At 71.9% G+C, this 18,894-nt stretch carries 19 protein-coding genes; 9 read left to right on the top strand and 10 right to left on the bottom strand.

From position 1 onward, the window contains the following. Position 1: 1 nt before the first annotated feature. Entirely contained in the window at positions 2-1,144 is a 1,143-nt protein-coding gene (locus tag ASF41_RS22990; RefSeq protein WP_056497445.1) for a histidinol-phosphate transaminase, read from the bottom strand. 144 nt (positions 1,145-1,288) lie between these two features. Beyond that, positions 1,289-2,152, bottom strand: a complete 864-nt coding sequence (locus ASF41_RS22985) for a chorismate mutase (protein WP_056497443.1) — start codon at positions 2,150-2,152, stop codon at positions 1,289-1,291. A 323-nt stretch (positions 2,153-2,475) separates the two neighbouring features. Between ASF41_RS22985 and ASF41_RS22980 the strand changes: the two genes are divergently transcribed. Continuing rightward, the gene (locus ASF41_RS22980; RefSeq protein WP_407067316.1) at positions 2,476-3,681 is read left to right on the top strand and encodes a homoserine O-acetyltransferase; all 1,206 of its coding nucleotides are present in this window, start codon (positions 2,476-2,478) and stop codon (positions 3,679-3,681) included. Continuing rightward, the gene (metW, locus tag ASF41_RS22975; protein WP_156653454.1) at positions 3,678-4,382 is read left to right on the top strand and encodes a methionine biosynthesis protein MetW; all 705 of its coding nucleotides are present in this window, start codon (positions 3,678-3,680) and stop codon (positions 4,380-4,382) included. The genes ASF41_RS22980 and metW overlap by 4 nt, the downstream gene beginning before the upstream one ends. Before the next feature lie 23 nt (positions 4,383-4,405). Here metW and ASF41_RS22970 read toward each other — a convergent pair whose 3' ends face one another. Both ASF41_RS22970 and ASF41_RS22965 read right to left on the bottom strand, forming a co-directional pair. After that, a complete protein-coding gene (locus tag ASF41_RS22970) occupies positions 4,406-5,173 on the bottom strand; it encodes a methyltransferase domain-containing protein (protein ID WP_056497440.1) in 768 nt (255 codons plus the stop codon). Between the two features lie 77 nt (positions 5,174-5,250). After that, the gene (locus ASF41_RS22965; RefSeq protein ID WP_056497437.1) at positions 5,251-6,489 is read right to left on the bottom strand and encodes an amidase; all 1,239 of its coding nucleotides are present in this window, start codon (positions 6,487-6,489) and stop codon (positions 5,251-5,253) included. Between the two features lie 110 nt (positions 6,490-6,599). Between ASF41_RS22965 and ASF41_RS22960 the strand changes: the two genes are divergently transcribed. From ASF41_RS22960 to ASF41_RS22945, 4 genes are all read left to right on the top strand, one after another. Then, positions 6,600-7,616, top strand: coding sequence for an extensin family protein (locus tag ASF41_RS22960; RefSeq protein ID WP_056218473.1), 1,017 nt, complete (start codon positions 6,600-6,602; stop codon positions 7,614-7,616). Positions 7,617-7,767: 151 nt separating this feature from the next. After that, positions 7,768-8,235 (top strand): hypothetical protein, encoded by a 468-nt coding sequence (locus tag ASF41_RS22955; RefSeq protein WP_056218471.1) that lies wholly within the window; start codon positions 7,768-7,770, stop codon positions 8,233-8,235. Between the two features lie 62 nt (positions 8,236-8,297). Then, positions 8,298-8,933, top strand: coding sequence for a ribonuclease T2 family protein (locus ASF41_RS22950; protein ID WP_056276715.1), 636 nt, complete (start codon positions 8,298-8,300; stop codon positions 8,931-8,933). A 64-nt stretch (positions 8,934-8,997) separates the two neighbouring features. Then, positions 8,998-9,843: a 23S rRNA (adenine(2030)-N(6))-methyltransferase RlmJ gene (locus ASF41_RS22945; protein ID WP_056276391.1), complete on the top strand. Its 846-nt coding sequence runs from the start codon at positions 8,998-9,000 to the stop codon at positions 9,841-9,843. 120 nt (positions 9,844-9,963) lie between these two features. Here ASF41_RS22945 and ASF41_RS22940 read toward each other — a convergent pair whose 3' ends face one another. Then, entirely contained in the window at positions 9,964-11,397 is a 1,434-nt protein-coding gene (locus ASF41_RS22940) for an FAD-linked oxidase C-terminal domain-containing protein (protein WP_056218466.1), read from the bottom strand. A 304-nt stretch (positions 11,398-11,701) separates the two neighbouring features. Here ASF41_RS22940 and ASF41_RS22935 point away from each other — a divergent pair, with 304 nt between their 5' ends. Next, a complete protein-coding gene (locus ASF41_RS22935; protein WP_056218463.1) occupies positions 11,702-12,064 on the top strand; it encodes a cytochrome c family protein in 363 nt (120 codons plus the stop codon). Between the two features lie 142 nt (positions 12,065-12,206). On the opposite strand, the gene ASF41_RS26510 is transcribed toward ASF41_RS22935, so the two are convergent. Beyond that, positions 12,207-12,791, bottom strand: coding sequence for a MarR family winged helix-turn-helix transcriptional regulator (locus tag ASF41_RS26510; protein ID WP_156394222.1), 585 nt, complete (start codon positions 12,789-12,791; stop codon positions 12,207-12,209). Positions 12,792-12,979: 188 nt separating this feature from the next. Between ASF41_RS26510 and ASF41_RS22925 the strand changes: the two genes are divergently transcribed. Continuing rightward, positions 12,980-13,402, top strand: a complete 423-nt coding sequence (locus ASF41_RS22925; protein ID WP_056497434.1) for an organic hydroperoxide resistance protein — start codon at positions 12,980-12,982, stop codon at positions 13,400-13,402. Positions 13,403-13,454: 52 nt separating this feature from the next. Here the strand turns inward: ASF41_RS22925 and hisS are convergent, their stop codons facing one another. The 4 genes from hisS to secB all read right to left on the bottom strand — a co-directional run bounded on the left by hisS (position 13,455) and on the right by secB (position 17,597). Continuing rightward, the gene (gene hisS, locus ASF41_RS22920; RefSeq protein WP_407067314.1) at positions 13,455-14,981 is read right to left on the bottom strand and encodes a histidine--tRNA ligase; all 1,527 of its coding nucleotides are present in this window, start codon (positions 14,979-14,981) and stop codon (positions 13,455-13,457) included. 63 nt (positions 14,982-15,044) lie between these two features. Next, on the bottom strand, positions 15,045-15,536 hold the full coding sequence (locus ASF41_RS22915; protein ID WP_056218460.1) for a DUF3429 domain-containing protein: 492 nt from the start codon (positions 15,534-15,536) through the stop codon (positions 15,045-15,047). A 79-nt stretch (positions 15,537-15,615) separates the two neighbouring features. Then, positions 15,616-16,926 (bottom strand): MFS transporter, encoded by a 1,311-nt coding sequence (locus ASF41_RS22910; RefSeq protein WP_082504754.1) that lies wholly within the window; start codon positions 16,924-16,926, stop codon positions 15,616-15,618. 161 nt (positions 16,927-17,087) lie between these two features. Beyond that, complete coding sequence (gene secB, locus ASF41_RS22905) at positions 17,088-17,597, bottom strand: protein-export chaperone SecB (RefSeq protein WP_056218455.1); 510 nt, start codon at positions 17,595-17,597, stop codon at positions 17,088-17,090. A 548-nt stretch (positions 17,598-18,145) separates the two neighbouring features. Here secB and ASF41_RS22900 point away from each other — a divergent pair. Continuing rightward, positions 18,146-18,874, top strand: coding sequence for a Tim44/TimA family putative adaptor protein (locus ASF41_RS22900; RefSeq protein ID WP_056497430.1), 729 nt, complete (start codon positions 18,146-18,148; stop codon positions 18,872-18,874). The last annotated feature ends 20 nt before the right edge of the window (positions 18,875-18,894 follow it).

Genomic DNA, 18,894 nt, shown 5'->3' with positions numbered 1-18,894 from the left:
CTCAGCCACGGGTCTCGCCCCGCACGAAGGCGGTCAGGGCGTCGAGGAAGGCGGTGTTCGCCTCCTCGCCGCCGACGGTGACGCGCAGGGCGTGGGGCAACCCATAGGACGAGACCCGCCGGGTGATGACGCCCCGGGCGGAGAGGAACGCGTCGGCCTCGGCGGCCGTCCGGCCCGGCGCGTCGGGGAAGTGGACGAGGATGAAGTTCGCGACGCTCGGCGTCACGGTCAGCCCGAGTTCCTGCACCGCCCCCGTCATCGTGGCGAGCCAGGTGTCGTTGTGGGCGACGGCGGCGGCCACGTGCACGTCGTCCGCGATGGCGGCCGCCCCGGCGGCGATGCCCGCCCCCGACAGGTTGAAGGGACCGCGGATGCGGTTGATCGCGTCGACCACTTCCGACGGGCCGACCATCCAGCCGATGCGGAGCGCCGCCAGCCCGTGGATCTTCGAGAAAGTCCGGGTCATCACGACGTTGTTGGCCTCGAGCGCGAGGTCGAGGCCGGCGCTGTAGTCGTTCGCCCGCACGTATTCCGCGTAGGCGCCGTCGAGGACGAGGAGGACGTGGGGCGGCAGGCCCGCATGCAGGCGCCGGATCTCGTCGAAGGGCAGGTAGGTGCCCGTCGGGTTGTTGGGGTTGGCGAGGTAGACGATCCTGGTGCGCGGCGTGACGGCGGCCAGCAGCGCGTCGACGTCGGCGCGCAGGTCGCGCTCGGGCACCACCACGGGGGTGCCGCCGGCGGCCAGGATGGCGATCCGGTAGACCAGGAAGCCGTGCTCGGTGAAGATCCCCTCGTCGCCGGCCCCGAGATACGCGTAGGCCAGGAAGGACAGGAGCTCGTCGGAGCCCGCGCCGCAGACGATCCGCGCCGGGTCGAGGCCGTAGCGGGCGGCGATCGCCTCGCGCAGCACCCGGGATGTGCCCTCCGGGTAGAGTTCGAGCTTGGCGGCTTCCGCCCGCATCGCCGCCACCGCCTTCGGGCTCGGGCCCAGCGGGGTCTCGTTCGAGGAGAGCTTGTGCACCTTGGCATGGCCGGGCGCCCCGCTCTTGCCGGGCACGTAGGCCTCGATGGCGAGGACGCCGGGGCGGGGCACCGGGCGTGAGGGAGCGACGGGGGCGGAGGCGGAGGACGGGGACGAGGACATGGACGAGGACCTGGCGGCCGCCGGTGGATCGGCGAAGCGCCCGTCTAACAAAGCTGGCCCGGCTTTGCGAGCGGGCCCCGTGCCTCCGGCCCGCGTCCCTCGGACCCGCATGCCTCAGATCCGCGTCCCTCAGACGCGCATGCCTCAGACCCGGAAGCGGGCGGCGTGGCTGCCGATCTCGTCGAGGGTCTCGGGGGCGGCGCCGGCCCGGGTCAGGGCCTCGTGCAGCTGCCGGGCGCTGACCCCGCCGGGGACGGCGAGGAGCAGGCCGTGCCCGCCCGGTCCGGGCGCGCGGGCGACGACCTCGCCGTAGAGGTCCTGCAGGGCGCGCGCGGCCTCCGGCTCCCAGGCGGCGACGCGGGTGGCATGGAGGACCCAGTCGCGCTGGGCCGCCGCCGGATCGTCCAGCGGGTTCGAGACCACGAAGACCGGGGTTCCGGCCGGGTGGGTGGGCCGCTCGATGAAGGGCAGGCGCGCGATGACCTTGGGCCGGCCGGCGCCCACGAGCCCTTCCCACCAAGGCGCGGCGTCGGTGGTGGCGCCCGAGCCGTCGGGGTCGAGGCGGAAGATGCCGAGGTCGCCGCGGGAGGCGGCCACCGCCTCGATCACCGCGAGGCAGGTGGGGTGGGGCCGGTAGGGCACCGTGAAGCCGAAATGGAAGCGGGCGGAATCGCGCATCGGCGCATCCCCGCCCGAGATGTCCGCATGGACCGAGAACGGCGCCTGCACGTAGGTGAAGGTGGCGATGATGACCCGCCAGATCCCCTCCACGGTGTCGAGGGGCAGGAGCCCGCGATGGCGCTCGGCGACGCGCCGCATCATCGAGGCCTCGCGTCCGGGCCGGAAGGCCGAGCCGCTGGCCGAGGTGCGCTTGACCGCGATCAGCCGGTCGATGATCGACCCGCGCTGGATCAGCAGGGCGTGCATCTCGGCGTCGATCCGATCGATCTCGGCGCGCAGGTCGCCGAGGTTGTCGAGGGGCGGCGCGGGTCTCGTCGTGAAGCGCATCGGGGGCTCGCGAGGGTGCGGTGGGGACGATCGGGGGAGCCGGCGCCGGGGTCTCGCCTCCCGGGCGCCACCGCCCCGGTCTACGATCGCGCGCGCCGAAGGGCCAGAGCCGTTTGCCCGGAACCGGCGCGACCGGGCGGTTGTGAAACCGTGGGCGGGCCCCAAGCGCGGTGCGTGGCCCTTTCGTTGACGCGTGAGGGAGCGCACACTACCTCAACGCCTCACGACGCATGGTCTTCTCTCCGGATGGCACGCCGAGCCGTCCCTTCCGTCCCGCCCGGACCGACGCGCCGTCTCCTCCAACCCGTTTCATGACCATGTCGCTGGATACCGCCCTCAAGCCAGGCACGCCCGAAGACGAATCGGTGCGCGCCGACGCGCCGGGCGCCGAGCTGTCCCAGGCCCGCGAGCCCAAGGGCCTCGTGGCGCAGTTCGGCCTGGACGAGCCCCTGGCGATGGATGCCGGCGTGCAGCTCGCACCGTTCCAGATCGCCTACCAGACGGCGGGCACCCTCAACGCGGACCGCTCCAACGCCGTCCTGATCTGCCACGCGCTCACGGGCGACCAGCACTTCGCCCACACCCATCCGGTGACGGGCAAGCGCGGCTGGTGGGAGACCCTGGTGGGGCCGGGCAAGCCCGTGGACACCGACCGCTACTTCGTCGTCTGCTCCAACGTCATCGGCTCGTGCATGGGCTCCACCGGCCCGGCCTCGATCGACCCGGCCACGGGCCGGGCCTACGGCCTCGACTTCCCCCTCGTGACCATCCGCGACATGGTCCGGGCCCAGGCCATGCTGCTCGACCGGCTCGGCATCCGCGACCTGTTCCTCTGCATCGGCGGCTCCATGGGCGGCATGCAGGTGCTGCAATGGGCCGCGAGCTACCCCGAGCGGGTCTTCGCCGCGATGCCGATCGCCACCGGGCCCCGCCACTCCGCGCAGAACATCGCCTTCCACGAGGTCGGCCGGCAGGCGATCATGGCCGATCCCGCCTGGGCCGAGGGGCGCTACCTCGAGGCCGGCACCCGGCCGGCCAAGGGCCTCGGCGTCGCCCGCATGGGCGCGCACATCACCTACCTGTCGGAGCCGGCCCTGCACCGCAAGTTCGGCCGCCGCTTCCAGGGTGGCTCGGCACCCACCTTCTCGTTCAACGCCGACTTCCAGATCGAGAGCTACCTGCGCCACCAGGGCCTCAGCTTCGTCGAGCGCTTCGACGCCAACGCCTATCTCTACCTCACCCGGGCGATGGACTATTTCGACCTCGCCGCCGACCAGGGTGGAGTGCTGGCCAAGGCCTTCCGGGGCACGAAGACCCGGTTCTGCGTGATCTCCTTCACCTCCGACTGGCTGTTCCCGACCTCCGAATCCCGCGCCATCGTCCACGCCCTGAACGCGGCCTCGGCCCCGGTCGCCTTCGTGGAGGTCGAGAGCGACAAGGGCCACGACGCCTTCCTCCTCGACGAGCCGGCGATGTTCGCCGCCGCACGCGGCTACATCGACGCCGCCGCCCGGGCCCGCGGCCTGTGACGGGATCGGAGAGGTTCGCGCACCGGCCCTGGGAGGCGGCGGAGACGCTGCCGCGCGAGGAGGCCGGCAGCACCCGCGTCGACCACCTCGTGGTGCTCGACCTCGTGCCGGCGAACGCCCGGGTCCTCGACATCGGCTGCGGCGACGGCGCCCTGCTCGCCCTATTGCGCGACCGGCGCGGCGTGGACGGACGCGGCATCGAGCTGTCGCGGGAGGGCGTGAACGCCTGCCTCGCCCGGGGCCTGCCGGTGATCCAGGGGGACGCCGACACCGATCTGGCGAACTATCCCGACGACGCCTTCGACGTGGTCGTCCTGTCCCAGACCATCCAGGCGACGCGCAACCCGCGCATCGTGCTGGAGCACCTCCTGCGCATCGGCCGGCAGGTGATCATCTCCTTCCCGAATTTCGGCCATTGGCGGGTGCGCTCGGAACTCGCCCTGCGGGGTCGCATGCCGGTCACGGCCCTGATGCCCGAGGAATGGTACGAGACCCAGAACATCCATCACTGCACGATCCGCGACTTCGTCGGCCTGTGCAGGACCGTGAACGCCGAGATCGAGAAGGCCACGGCCCTTGATGCCAGGGGCCGGCCGATGCGCTTCGCGATGCCCTGGTGGGTCTGGAACCTGATGGGCGCGCAGGGCGTGTTCCTCCTGCGTCGGGGCGGAACGAACGGCGACACCCAACCCGCGGCCTGAGCCGCTGTTGCACGTGAAAACCCTTAACCCTGTCGCGCGCGCCGGATGAGCAGCGTCGCGACCTCGTAGGTGACCTGCGCGCCCCCCGCCTCGAAGCCTCGCAGCACCCGCCGCATCGTGCCCGGCGCGAGGGTCCGCGCGGCGCCGGGCGTCCCGGCGCCGATGGCGCGCAGGGAACCCAGGAAGGCCCGGCCGTCGGCATGGGCCTCGACCACGGGCTCGGCGGAGACCGCGAGGGTGCAGCCCGGACAGGCCAGCGCGGCGAGGTCCGACAAGGCCGGATAGACGGGCGTCGCCGCCTCCAGGCCCAGGGCCGCATGCGCCGCCCGCCACTCGGCGAAGGTGCCCGCGCCCAGCGTCGCCACCGCCAGCAGGCCGCCGGGGGCCAGCAGCGCGGCGAGGCGCGCCAGGGTTCCGGGAAGGTCCTCGAACCATTGCGCCGCGAGGCTCGAGGCGATGAGGTCGAAGCCGGGCGCGCAGGCCGGCCGCTCGGCATCCATGACGACGAAGCGCAGGTCCGCGGTTCCGGCGAGGCGGGCGCGGCAGCGCTGCACCATGGCGGGGGCGAGGTCCGAGGCCACGAGAACGCCCCCCGGCAGGCGCCGGCGCAGATGCGCGGTCAGCAGGCCGGTGCCGCAGCCGACCTCGAGGGTGCGCGGCGCCCGTGCCAGGGGCTCGGCCCCGATGCGCCGGGCCAGGCGCTCCGCCACCACGGACTGGATCGCCGCCGCGCCGTCATAGCCCTCGGCCCCGTCGAAGGCCCGGGCCACGGCCTGTTTCCAGGAATGCATCGGGGCGATCGTCTGTAATACGGGCAGGGGCGAGGGGCAGTCGTCGTTCTATCTCGTCGGCTTGCGGTGTCGGGGCGCTACACCGACAGGGCTTGCTCGATCATCCGCGCCACGGCGAGCGCCCGGCCATCGTCGCCGAAGCGGGCGACGACCTGAACACCCAGGGGCAGGCCGTCCCCGGGGACCGGGACGGTGACGCAGGGCACGCCCATCAGGGTCCAGAGGCGGTTGAAGCGCGCGTCGCCCGTGGTGCCGAGGCCGGCCGGCGCCCGGCCCGGGGCCGACAGGGTCAGGATCGCGTCGAAATCTCCGAAGAGGTCCTTCAACGCGCGCCGGGCCCGGTGCGCGGCGCGGCGCGCCGCGTCGTACTGAGCGGCGACGAGATCCTGGGCCGCATCGAGCTGCGCGCCGAGTTCCGGGCTGAGCTGCGCCCGGTGGTGGGCGTATTCCCAGGCCAGCGCCTGGCGTGCCTCGTAGTCCTGGATGACGGGGTGCTGCGCCCAGGCCTCCGGCAGCGGGGCCGGCAGGACGAGGTCGACGACCCGGGCGCCGGCGGCCTCGGCCGCGCGGGCGGCCCGGTGCAGGGCGGCGAGGGCGTCCGGGTCGGGCGCGTCGGCGAAGCCCTGGAGGCAGAGGCCGAGGCGCGGAGCCTGGGGGGCCGCGTCCAGGTCGAGGTCGAGGGCGGGCCGGTCGGCGATCAGGCTCAGGCCCTGGGCGACGTCGCGGATGCCGGCGCCGAACAGGCCGACGGTGTCCAGCGCCCAGGAGAAGGTCTTCACGCCCACCGTCGGCAGGAGCCGGAAGGACGGCTTGATCGCCGCCACTCCGCAGAAGGCCGCCGGCCGGATCACGGAGCCGCCGGTCTGGGTGCCGAGCGCGAGGGGCACCATCCCGGCGGCGACGGCCGCGGCCGACCCCGCCGAGGAGCCGCCGGGCGTGTGGCCGGGGTCGCGCGGGTTCACCGTCGCGGTGGGATCGTGGCTGGCGAAGGGGGAGGTGCTGGTCTTGACCAGGGGCACGGCGCCGAGCGCCCGCAGACGCGCCACGATGGCGGCATCCGCCCTGGGCTGCCAGCCGGCATAGATCGGCGACCCCATCTGCGTCGGCAGGTCGGCGGTGTCGATGATGTCCTTGATCCCGACCGCGATGCCCGCCAGCGGCCCGGAGCCGGCGATCGCCGGGGCGGGATTTCGGCTGACGATCGCCCCGATGCCGGGGTCGCGCGCCGCGATGGCGGCCTCGGCGAGACGGATGGCGCCGGCGGGGTCGAGGGTGCCGGCAGCGATGCGGGTGCGGAGATCGACGAGGGAGAGCATGGGGGCTTGGTCCGGCCTCGGCCGCCTCCTGTCAACACCCGTCCACAGGGACGCCGCCCGCACCGCATCGTTGACGCAACGTTTACGGAACCCGGCGCATCGTCCGCGTCATGTGGCGTAGCGTATTCGCGTTCTCGGCCCTGACGCTGTTCGGCGCGGGCCTCACCGGCTGTGCACTCAACAAGTTTGAGCAGCGCGAGCCGTGGCGTGACCAGACCGAGCAGGCCTGCAACGCCAAGCGCCTGGTGGAGACGACGGAGTTCGTCACCCCCGTCAAGGAGATCAGCGGGCCGGGCGTCTGCGGCATGCTGCAGCCCTATCGCGTCACCCGCCTGGGCAAGGGGACCGTCGCCCTGAAGCAGCGGGTGACCCTGGCCTGCCCGGCGCTGACCGAGGCCGAGGCCTGGCTCGCCGACACGATCCAGCCGGCCGCGAACCTGTATTTCGGCCAGCCCGTGGCCGAGATCAACGCCGGCACCTATGCCTGCCGCGGCCGCAACAACCAGGCCGGCGCCAAGCTCTCCGAGCATTCCTTCGGCAATGCCGTCGACATCATGTCGTTCAAGCTCGCCGACGGCTACGTCATCACCGTGAAGGGCGGCTGGCGCGGTACCGAGGCCGAGCAGGGCTTCCTGCGCGAGGTCTTCCTCGGGGCCTGCGCCCGGTTCTCCACCGTGCTGGCGCCGGGCTCGAACGTCTTCCACTACGACCACATCCACGTCGACCTCGCCCGGCACGACCCGCGCGGCCTGCGCCGCATCTGCCAGCCGCTGATCAAGTTCACACCGCAGCTCGGTGCCGACGGCGTGCCGCGCGCCACGGCCCGGCCCCGTCCGCCCGAGCGCCTGCCCGCCCCGCCCCAGGCCCCGATCGACGTGGAGGAGGACGATCCCTACGGCGTCGCCCCGATGTCGGCGCGCCAACCCGCGAAGGTTCCGGCCGCGCAGCTCGCCCACGGCCCGGCCCCCGTTCGTCCGACCGCTCCGCCGGTGGCCTACGCCGCCGCGCCGCGGGGTCCGGTGCCGCGCGCCCCGGCGCCCCGGGTCGCGGCCGCCCTCCCCCCGGAGGATTTCGCCGCCGAGCCGCTCTCGCTCGCGGCCCCCGGCCTCGCCGAACCGATCTACTGACGGGCGCGCTGGTCCCGCATCCGGGGTGTGCCCGGCGCACCCCAGGGTCCGCGGAAAGCGACGGCGCGGCCGGCCGCCTGCTTGACAGGGCGGGCCGAGCCGCCATCGTTCGGGTCAGCTTCACGGACTCCAGCGGAACAAAGACGCCGGCATGCGCCCGAATCCCCTCTCCACCGCCCTCGCCCTCGGCCTCGTCCTGGCGGGCGCCCTCCAGCCGGCGCTCGCCCGCTCCGGCCGCGAGGAGATCACCCCCGCCGAGGAGCGCGAATTCAACTACGACGCCGACATCCCCGGCTGCCAGGCCCCCGAGGTGCTGGAGCGGCTCTCGACGCACTTCGCCGAGAAGGAGGCGAAGTTCTGGAACTCGTCCCTGACCATCCTGCGCTACGAGCACATCGAGCGCACGGCCTGGCGCCCCTGGGGCCTCGACTACGTCCCGCGCCGCTTCTGCAGCGCCGTGGCCACCACCTCGGACGGCGTCCGCCGCAAGGTCGACTACTCGGTGCGCGACGGGCTCGGGATCATCGGCGCCGACTGGGGCATCGAGTTCTGCGTCCACGGCCTGGATCGCAACCTCGCCTACGCCTATTCCTCGGCCTGCCGCGAAGCCCGTCCGTGAGCCCTGCCGCCGGGCACCGGTCGCGCGCACGCGGCACCCTGTCGGGCCTGACCCTGGCGCTGATGGCGTCGGGCGGACCGGCGTCGCCGGCGATGGCGCAGGGTTTCGAGCGCGGTGGCACGCCGGGCACGTTCGACTTCTACGTCCTGGCCTTGTCCTGGTCGCCGACCTACTGCGAGGGGCCCGGCGCCCGGCGCGAGGCGCAGGGCCAGTGCCGGCCGGGACGCGGCCTCGGCTTCGTCGTCCACGGGCTCTGGCCGCAATACACCCGCGGCTACCCGTCCAACTGTTCCTCCGTCGAGCGGTCGCCCACCCGGCAGGCGATCGCGGTGGCGGGCGAGGTCTACCCGAGCGAGGGCCTCGCCCGGCACGAGTGGCGCACCCACGGCACCTGCTCGGGTCTCGACCCGGTCTCCTACTTCCAGGCGGCCCGCGACGCCCGGGCGGCGGTGACCCTTCCGGACGCCTTCAAGGCCCCCGAGCGCGACACCCGGATGGCGCCGATCGACATCGCCCGGCAGTTCGTGGCGGCCAACCGGGGCCTGCGTCCCGACATGATGTCGGTGACCTGCCGGGGCGGCCAGCTCCAGGAGGTGCGGATCTGCTTTGCCAAGGACCTGCGCGGCTTCACCCCCTGCCCCGAGGTGGCGCGCCAGAATTGCCGTGCCGACGCGGTCGCCATCGACGCCGCGCGGTAGATGATGCCGCGCTCCCACCCCGGCCCGGAGCGCCGGGGGGCGGGGTGAGACAGGCCCGGACGCCATGAATTACCGCCACGCCTTCCACGCCGGCAATTTCGCCGATGTCCTGAAGCACCTCGTGCTGAGCCGGGTGCTGGCGCATCTCTGCCTGAAGCCCACGGGCTTCCGGGCGATCGACACCCATGCGGGCCTCGGCTTCTACGACCTCACCGCCGACGAGGCCGGTCGCACCGGCGAGTGGCGGGACGGCTGGGGCCGCCTCGACTCCCCCTTTCCCGAGGCCGTGGAAGCCCTGCTCGGGCCCTACCGCGCGGCGGTGGCGGCGGTGCAGGAGCGGCACGGGGCCGACACCTATCCGGGCTCGCCCGCCCTGATCCGCGAATTCCTGCGGCCCACCGACCAGGGCGTGTTCGTGGAGCTGCACCCGGCGGATGCCGAGATCCTGCGGGCGCGCTTCAACCAGGATTCCCTGTCGAAGGTGATGCATCGCGACGGCTGGACCGCGCTCAACGCTCTGATCCCACCGCCGGAGCGCCGCGGCGTGGTCCTGATCGACCCGCCCTACGAGGAACTCGGCGAGATCGACCGCCTCGGAACGGCCTTGGCCAGGGCGGTGGCCAAGTGGCCCACCGGGATCTATCTCGGCTGGTACCCGATCAAGGACGTGGCCAAGGTCGACCACATGGTGGCGCAGCTCGACCGGGTTCTCGCCCGCCCGGCCCTGCGCCTCGACCTCATGGTGTCCGAACCCGATCCGACCCGGCTCAACGGCAACGGCCTCATCGTGGTCAACCCGCCGTGGCGGCTCGCCGAGGAAGCGACGCTGTTCCTGCCGGCGCTCGCCGAACGCCTGGCCCGCACCGATTACGGCGCCTTCCGCTGCGAGGCCTTCGGCGCCGAGCCCTAGAGGTCGTCGGGGATCGGCGGAAATCGGTTATTCCGAAGAGACGAACGACGTGACCGCAATCGAGGGTCTGTCTGGTTCAGGAGGAACCTGACAGACCCTGGGCGCTCAGGCTTTCGGCATTCAGGCGACCAGGCGCCCTTCCAGGGGGAACACCTTGGCGGGGTTCATCAGCCAGTGCGGATCGAAGACGTTCCGCACCCGCATCTGCTGCTCCAGGTCTTCCTGGGCGTACTGGAAGCGCATGAGCTCGCGCTTCTCGATGCCGACGCCGTGCTCGCCCGTGAGGCAGCCGCCGACCTCGACGCAGAGCTTGAGGATCTCGTCGCCGGCCGCCTCCGCCTTCTCCATCTCGCCCGGCTTGTTGATGTCGAACAGGATCAGCGGGTGCAGGTTGCCGTCGCCGGCATGGAACACGTTGGCGACGCGCAGGCCCTTCTCGGCGCAGATCGCCCCGATGCGCTCCAGCACCCCGGGGAGCTGCCCGGTGGGGATGGTGCCGTCCATGCAGATGTAGTCCGAGATCCGGCCGGTGGCGCCGAAGGCGGACTTGCGGCCCTTCCAGATGGCGGCGCTCTCGGCCTCGGATTTCGAGACCCGGATGCTCGTTGGGTTGAAGTCGCTGGCGATGGCCTCGATGCGGGCGAGCATCGCCGTGCACTCGGCGTCGGACCCCTCGACCTCGATGATCAGCATGGCCTCGGCGTCGCGCGGATAGCCCGCCTGGGCGAAGTCCTCGGTGATCAGGATCGCCTCGCGGTCCATGTACTCGATCGCCACCGGGATGATGCCCGCGCCGATGATCGCGGCCGTGCAGGCGCCCGCATCCTCCACCGAGCCGAAGCCGACCAGGGCCGGGCGCGCGCCCTCCGCCGCCCGCAGGATGCGTACGGTCGCCTCGGTGACGATGCCGAGCTGCCCCTCCGAGCCGCAGACGAGACCGAGGAGGTCGTAGCCGGGCGCGTCGAGATGCGTGCCGCCGATCGTCACCACGGTGCCGTCGTTCATCACGAGGGTCACGCCGAGCAGGTTGTTGGTGGTCACCCCGTACTTGAGGCAGTGCGCGCCGCCCGAATTCATCGCGATGTTGCCCGCGATGGTGCAAGCGAGCTGGCTCGAGGGGTCGGGGGCGTAGAAGAAGCCCTCGTGGCTGACCGCGCCCGAGATGGCCAGGTTGGTGATGCCGGCCTCGACCCGCGCGGTGCGGTTCTCGAAATCGATGTCGAGGATGCGGTTCATCTTCGAGATGCCGAGGATCACCGCATCCTCCTGGGCGATGGCGCCGCCGGCCAGGGAGGTGCCGGCGCCCCGCGGCACCACCCGGACGCCGTTGGCGTGGCAGAACGCCATCACGGCCGAGACCTCGGCGGTGGTGGAGGGCAGCACCACGGCCAGGGGCATCTTGCGGTAGGCGGTGAGCCCGTCGGTCTCGAAGGCGCGGCGCTCGTCCTCCGTCGTGACCAGGGCCTCCGGAGCGACCAGGGGGGCGAGGCCCGCGATGATCGCCTCGCGGCGGGCGACGATGGCGGCATCGGGCACGGGAAAGGCGATCGACATGGGCATGTCCTCCGGGGGCGGGCCATCTTCATCATCCGCTCAGCCGCGATCGCCTATGAGCAAGCGGCGGTGAGAGACGGAGGGACGGACGGCGCTTTGCGGTGGACCTTAGGACAAACGCCGGCGCGGCGCATCCGGTTCGTGGCCTCGACCGCGGCGGCGGAACCGAACGCCGCCGGGGAAGCTTCCTTTGGCCGCAGCTCATCGCGGCGGACCTTGCGCGTTCCTGTCTCGATCTGTTCTAAACGGGTAAGCTCTGCCATAAGCCCAAGCGGCTGAAGCCGCTTCTAGGAGGAAAAACACGATGCGTCATGTCATGTTCGGCGCCGCCCTGGCCCTGCTGCTGCCTCTGTCGGCGCATGCCGAGGGCGACGCCGCCGCCGGCGAGAAGGCCTTCGCCCCCTGCAAGGCCTGCCACAACTTCGAGAAGAACGGCGTCGGCCCGACCCTGAAGGGCGTCGTGGGCTCGAAGGCCGGCGAAGGCGCGGACGGCTACGCCTTCTCGGCGGCCCTGAAGGCCTCCGGCATCACCTGGGACGAGGCCAATCTCCACGAGTGGCTGGTCGACCCGAAGAAGAAGGTTCCGGGCACCAAGATGGTCTTCCCCGGCATCAAGGACCCCAAGAAGGTCGACGACATCATCGCCTACCTCAAGACCAAGTCCTGATCCTGACGACCTGATTCCGAGGCCCGGGGTTCCGCGATCGGTCCGGCCTGTCCTTCGGGGCCGGCCGGGATCATCCGCCCGGGCTCGATCAGGAAGCCGTTCCCGCCACTGCGGGAGCGGCTTTTTTCATGCCTTGCGTCCCTCAGGATCCACGTCGCGCGGCGTCGCGGCCGGAGGGAACGGAGCGGTCCCTCCCCTCGCCGAGGCTGATTTGGTCTTCGCCGGCGCCGGCCTGGCCCTCGCCGAGGCCCGCATGCAGCGCGCCGCGCAGGTTCATCAGGATGTCGAGGAGGGCCCGCCGCCCCTCGAGATCGAGGCCGGTCAGGCCGCCCACCTCGTCCGGCACGCATTCCATCCGGCCGCGCAGGGCCCGGCTCTGCTCGGTCAGGAAGATGCTCACCTGCCGCTCGTCGGCCCGGTCCCGCGCCCGCTTCACGTGGCCGGCCGCCTCCAGGCGCTTGAGCAGGGGCGTCAGGGTTCCGGAATCCAGGAACAGGCGCTGGCCGATTTCCTTGACCGTCAGCCCCTCCTCCTCCCACAGGACCAGCAGGACCAGATATTGCGGGTAGGTCAGGTCATGCGCGGCCAGCAGGGCCCGATAGGCCCGTCCGAAGGCATGGGCCGTGGCATAGACGGCAAAGCAGAGCTGGCTGTCCAGGCTCAGGGCGTCCGGGGATGCCGGCTCCGCCACCGGCTCCCGGCGCGTGCGGGTCTGCCGTCCCGACATATTCAACGATCCTTCACGATGGGCCGCGCGCCGAACTCCGGCCGCGGGACCGATCTTATTCAAATTTCATATTGCGCACAATCAAGTTCTATGCGAGGAAATAACTAGGTTGCGCGCAATCGATATGGACCGGCCCCGGCCGGACTGACGCGTGCGATCCCCGCGTTCGTTCAGCAGGAGAGACCGACATGAAGGCACTCTACACCGCCCACGCCCATGCCACCGGCGGCCGTGAAGGCTCCGCCGCGACCGACGATACCAAGGTGGACGTCAAGCTCTCCACCCCCAAGGAGCTGGGCGGCGGTGGTGGCGCCGGCACGAACCCGGAGCAGCTCTTCGCGGCCGGCTACGCCGCCTGCTTCCTCGGCGCGATCAAGTTCGTGGCCGGCAAGGACAAGATCACGGTGTCGGAGGAGTCCAAGATCGAGTCGAGCGTCGGCATCGGCCCGCGGGACGACGGTACCGGCTTCGGCCTCGTCGTCGCCCTCAAGGCGACCCTGCCGGGCCTCGACCGGGCGGTGGCCGAGGATCTGGTGAAGCGCGCCGACGTGGTGTGCCCCTACTCCCACGCCACCCGCGGCAACATCCAGGTCGACATCTCGGTCGCCTGACGGCTCCCGGCCGTGGAGCAGGACTCCCCGGCCCCGTCGTGCGCCTGGGACGTCAGAAGTGGCGTCCCAGGACCTCGCGCACCCGCTCGACCATCTCGGCCACCGGCACCGAGAACTGGGCCGGGCGCGCGGCTTTCCAGGCGGCGTTGCTGGTGATGGCGGCCGCCGCCTTGGCGCCCTCGATCAGGTCCTTGATCTGGACCTCGCCGGCCTCGCGCTCGTTCGAGCCCTGGATGATGGCGCAGGGGGATCCGCGCCGGTCGGCATACTTCATCTGCGCCTTCATGCCCGAGCCGCCGAGATAGAGCTCGGCCCGGATGCCGGCCTCGCGCAGGGCCGCGACGAGGCGCTGGTAATCGGCGACGTTGTCCCGATCGAGAACCAGCACCACCACGGGGCCGGGCTTGGCGAGGCCGTCCAGCAGCGGGCTCTTCACCAGCTGCAGCGCCGAGAACAGGCGCGAGACGCCGATGGAGAAGCCGGTGGCCGGCACCGGCTCGGCGCGAAAACGCCCGACGAGGCCGTCGTAGCGGCCGCCGCCCGAGACCGAGCCGAAGCGCACCACCTGTCCGTCCTCGTTGGTCACCGGGAAGGTCAGCTCCGCCTCGTAGACCGGGCCGGTGTAGTACTCGAGCCCGCGCACCACCGAGGGGTCGATGCGGATGCGGGCGTCGTAGCCGGCCGCCGCGAACAGGGCGGCCATCTCGGCGAGCTCGCGCACGCCCTCCAGGCCGATGGCGCTGCCCGCCAGGGAGGTTTCGAAGTTCGCCAGGGTGGTAGCGTTGTCGGCCGGCGCCGATCCCGCTCCGGTCCAGCCGGTGAAGGCCAGCACCCGGCCGATCGCCTCATCGGGCAATCCGGCGCCCTTGGTGAAGTCGCCGCTCTCGTCCTTGCGCCCCGCGCCCAGCAACTCGCGCACGCCCGCGTCGCCGAGGCGGTCGAGCTTGTCGATGGCGCGCAGCACGGTCAGGCGCTGACCGGCCTTGTCGGGACCGCTGAGCCCGATCGACTCCATCAGCCCGTCGAGCACCTTCCGGTTGTTGACCTTGACCACGTACTGTCCGGTGAGCCCGAGCTTCTCCAGGGTGTCGGCCATCAGCATGCAGATCTCGGCATCCGCCGCCACCGAGGCGGCGCCCACGATGTCGGCGTCGAACTGCATGAACTGGCGGAAGCGCCCCGGACCCGGCTTCTCGTTGCGGAAGACGTAGCCGGCGCGGAAGCTCCGGTAGGGCTTGGGGATCGCGTCGAAGTGCTCGGCCACGTGCCGGGCCAGGGGGGCGGTGAGGTCGTAGCGCAGCGAGAGCCAGGATTCGTCGTCGTCCTGGAAAGAGAAAACGCCCGCGTTCGGCCGGTCGAGGTCGGGCAGGAACTTGCCCAGCGCCTCGGTGTACTCGACGAAGGGCGTCTCCAGCGCCTCGAAGCCGAAGAGTTCGAAGCTCTGCCGGATCGTCTCCAGCATGCGGTGCTGGGCGGCGATCTCGTCCGCGCGCCGGTCGACGAAACCGCGCGGCAGGCGCGGCTTCAGGGTGTCGGCCTTCGTTGAATCGGCCTTGGCCATGGTGATCTTCGCGTCCATCGGGGCTGTTCGGGGTCCCGGGGGCTCTATCGCGGGTGGCGGGGGGCGGCAAGCAGGGGGCGTTCAGAGCCTCAGGGCCAGGAGGGCCGCGAGGCTGAGGAGGGCGATGGGGATCTGCACCGGGCGCAGGCGCGCGAAGAACAGGGGCGCCTCGCCCCGCCGTGCCGCGATCGGGTCGAGCACCGCGATCGCCCCGAATCCGACGAGGAGCAGGACCAGCGCGGCCACTGCCGCGTCCAGGGTCGCCAGCGCCAGGGCGACGAAGCCGAGGCTGAACAGCCCGATCATGGTGGCCATCTGGGTGAGGGTCGGCCCGCCCTCGGTGCGGAAGCTGAGGCCCCGGCGCACGCCCGACAGGAACAGCAGGATGGCGCAGCCCCAGAGGATCGTCAGGAGCAGGGCGGCCTCGCCCAAGGGATCGCCGGGCCGGACCCAGGCGGTGACGGCGCCGACCACGAAGGGCAGCATCGGGCCGTAGCCGAACACGATGCTGAGCCAGGGGACGGCGCGCGGTTCGGTGACCCGCAGGGTCCGTCCGTCGGGTCGATCGTGCATGGTCGGGGGCTCCGGTGGCTGAGGCTCCCTCGCCAAACCGGGGCGGGGGCGGCCTGTTCCGCCGGGCGGCAATCCGCCCTCAGGCGGTCTCCGGCTCGCGCGCGCCCCGAGCCTTCTCGGTGCCGCGGCCGGGTTCGCTCCCGCTCTCGGCGGCGGCGCCGTTCGCGGACGACCCGTCGCCCGGATGTCCGTCACCTTCGCCTCGGCCGCGACTCTCGCTGGTGGTGTCGAGCCACAGGACGAGGCCGAGGGCGACGAGGGCGGGCCCCCCCAGCGCCAGGAAGGCGCCGGTCCAGCCGAGCATCGCCTGGGCGAGGCCGCCGTACCAGGCCGAGAGGGCGCCGCCGATGCCCTGGAGGGCGTTGAGGGCGCCGAGCGCCGTCTGGGTGCGACCGGAGCCCCAGGTCAGGTCGGCCACCACCACCGGCACGGCCACGCCGATGATGCCGGAGGCGACGCCGTCGAGGATTTCGGCCGAGATCAGCCAGAGGGGATCGTCGATGAAGGCCGAGAGCGCGGCGCGGACCGGCAGCACCGCGCAGGCGGCGATGAGGAGCTGGCGCCGCCCGCGCCGGTCGGCGAGCGATCCGGCGAAGAGCGCCACAGGGATCATCACCAGCTGCGCCACCATGACGTAGCGGGCGGTCCAGCTCGTGGCGTCGACGGCGGTGGCCACCAGCTTCTGGCCGAGCAGCGAGAGCATGCCGCCGTTGCCGAGGTTGAACAGGGCCAGCGCCACGGCGAGGACGAGGAGCTTACGGTTGGCCACGATGCTGCGCAGGCCGGCGCGCTCAGGCGTGTCGTCGCCCTCCTCCTGCCAGCCCACGGCCCGGCGCTCGCTGTAGCAATGCCCCGGCGTCGTCAGCGCCGCCACGATGGCCAGCACCGCCATGGCGCCCAGCACCCAGAAGGCGATGGCGGGGCCGAACCAGCCGGTGCCGAGGCTGATGCCGCCGGCCGCGAGCAGGATGCCGAGATGGTTGAAGGCCTGGTTGCGGCCCTGTTGCTTCGGAAAGCGGTCCTTGCCGACGATGCCGAGGGTCAGGGCGGTGACGGCCGGCAGCAGCAGCGTGCCGCCCGCCGCCGCCATCATCTGCGCGGCGAAGACCGGGATGACGCCGCGTGCGGGGAGCAGCAGCAGGGTGCCGCACAGGATGGCGCCGCAGGCCACGGCGATCAGCATCCGGGGCCGGCCGAGGCGGTCGACCAGGGCGCCGAAGGGGCCGCTGAGGAGGAGGGAGCCGATCCCCACCAGGGTGGTGACGAAGCCGATCCGCGAGGGGCTCCACGACGCGGCTTCCGCGAGCCAGGTGCCGAGGAACGGTCCGAGCCCGCCCTGGATGTCGCCCGTGAAGACGTTGATCAGGGCGAGGTGGTGTGTGGCGAGCATGCGATCCCGGGGCTGAGGCGATCCGGCGACCGGCGGCACGCGGGGCCGCGGCCGGACTGGCTGCGAGTAACGGCCAAGTCCGGCCTTCGATCCTCAAGTCCGGCCTTCGATCCTCAGAACCCCGGATCCCGCCCCGGGCGGACGGGGCGCGACGCGCGCTCTCAGGAGGCGAGCGGGCCGGTCTCGCCCTGGGCCTGGGCCTCCATGGCCTTCTGGCGGTAGAGGCCGACGAAGTCGATCGGGTCGATGTAGAGGGGTGGGAAGCCGCCGTTGCGCACGGCCTCGGCGACGATCTGGCGCGCGAAGGGGAAGAGCAGGCGCGGGCACTCGATCATCACGGCCGGGTGGAGCTGGTCCTGCGGGATGTTGCGCATGCGGAAGATGCCCGCATAGGTCAGCTCGAAGGCGAACAGCACCTCGTTGGCGATCTTGGCATCGCCTTCCAGGGTCAGGTCGACTTCGAAATCGAACTCGGCCACCTGCTTGGCGTTGACGTTCACCTGGATGTTGATCTGCGGCCCGCTTTCCTGCGGCTGCAGGGAGCGCGGCGCATTCGGATTCTCGAAGGAGAGATCCTTGGTGTACTGCGCGAGCGCGTTGATCGTCGGCGTCGCGTCGTCGGTCTGCGCCGTGGCGCCACCGTTGCCGTTCGGTGCCGGAGTGTCGGCCATGGCGTTCTGTCCTCTTCCTGGATCGTCGGGGCGCGGTGGGGCCCGGGTCTGATGCGCTCTCCCGGGGGCGAACCCCGTGGGCGCCGATCCCGGTCGCCCGGAACCGGGCGCACCGGCCTGCACACTGGCCTGCCACCACCGCCCGGCCCGCGCGATAGCGCGCTATCACGCTCGCCCGCACGGGACAAGGCGAGCCCAGGAGCCCGGGACGCGGGACCCGTCGGGGCCGCCGCCGGGTCAAGGCGGCGCAGGCGCGCGCCCTCGCCTGGAATCGCCGCCCGCGATATCCATATCTCCGCACGAGCCCGGAGGTTCGACCCCGATCGAGACTTCCGCGCGCAGGAACCCGGCCTGCGCCTTGCGCGGGGCCGGGGGAATGCGCGACATGGCCAGATCTTTCTGGCCAGATCTCTCCCGGCCAGATCCTTCCTGGCCGGACCCATTCGGCCGGGCGTGTCTCGGCCACGCATGTCAGCCGAGGACCCGGGCCGGGTTTCCAGAGCCCCGTGAAGTAACGTATTCGTGCCACGGCCACGATCGGATCAGTGATGCAGGACTCCTTCGACTTGACGACCCTGATCTTTCTCGCGCTGGCGGTCTTCGTCATCTGGCGCCTGCGCTCGGTGCTGGGTCAGAAGACCGGCACGGAGCGCTCGCCCTTCAAGCCGGTGGACCGCAGCCGCACCGAGCCGCCGGCCCGCGGGGAAGGCGACAACGTCGTGCGCCTGCCCGGCGCCGACCGGGTCCAGCCCCCGGCCGATCGCGGCCAGACCGCGGTGAAGACCGACGTGCGCGACTGGCGCGGCATCGCCGAGCCCGGCTCGGCCATCGCCCAGGGCCTCGAATCCATCGTCCAGGTCGAGCCCGCCTTCGATCCGCGCGCCTTCGTCGAGGGGGCCCGCAGCGCCTACGAGGCCATCGTGATCGCCTTCGCCAAGGGCGACCGCAAGACCCTGCGTAGCCTGCTCTCCCGCGAGGTCTGCGAGGGCTTCGAGCGTGAGATCGACGCCCGCGAGGCCCGCCGCGAGACCGTGGAGACCACCTTCGTCTCCCTCGACAAGGCCGAGATCGTGGCCGTCGACGTGAAGAACCGCGTCGCGCAGGTCACGGTGCACTTCCTCTCCCACCTCATTACCGCCACCCGCAACGCGCAGGGGCAGGTGACCAACGGCAGCGCCGAGGCGGTGGTCGAGGTGCCGGACGTCTGGACCTTCGCCCGGACGCTGGGCACCCGCGACCCGAACTGGCAGCTCGTCGCCACGGAAGCCGGCGCCTGAGCCTCAAGGTGCCCAAGGTC

Source organism: Methylobacterium sp. Leaf111 (genome assembly GCF_001423285.1).
Classification (GTDB): Bacteria; Pseudomonadota; Alphaproteobacteria; order Rhizobiales; family Beijerinckiaceae; genus Methylobacterium.
Note: the sequence above shows the minus strand (reverse complement) of the source record. Positions and strands in the feature narration are given on the sequence as shown.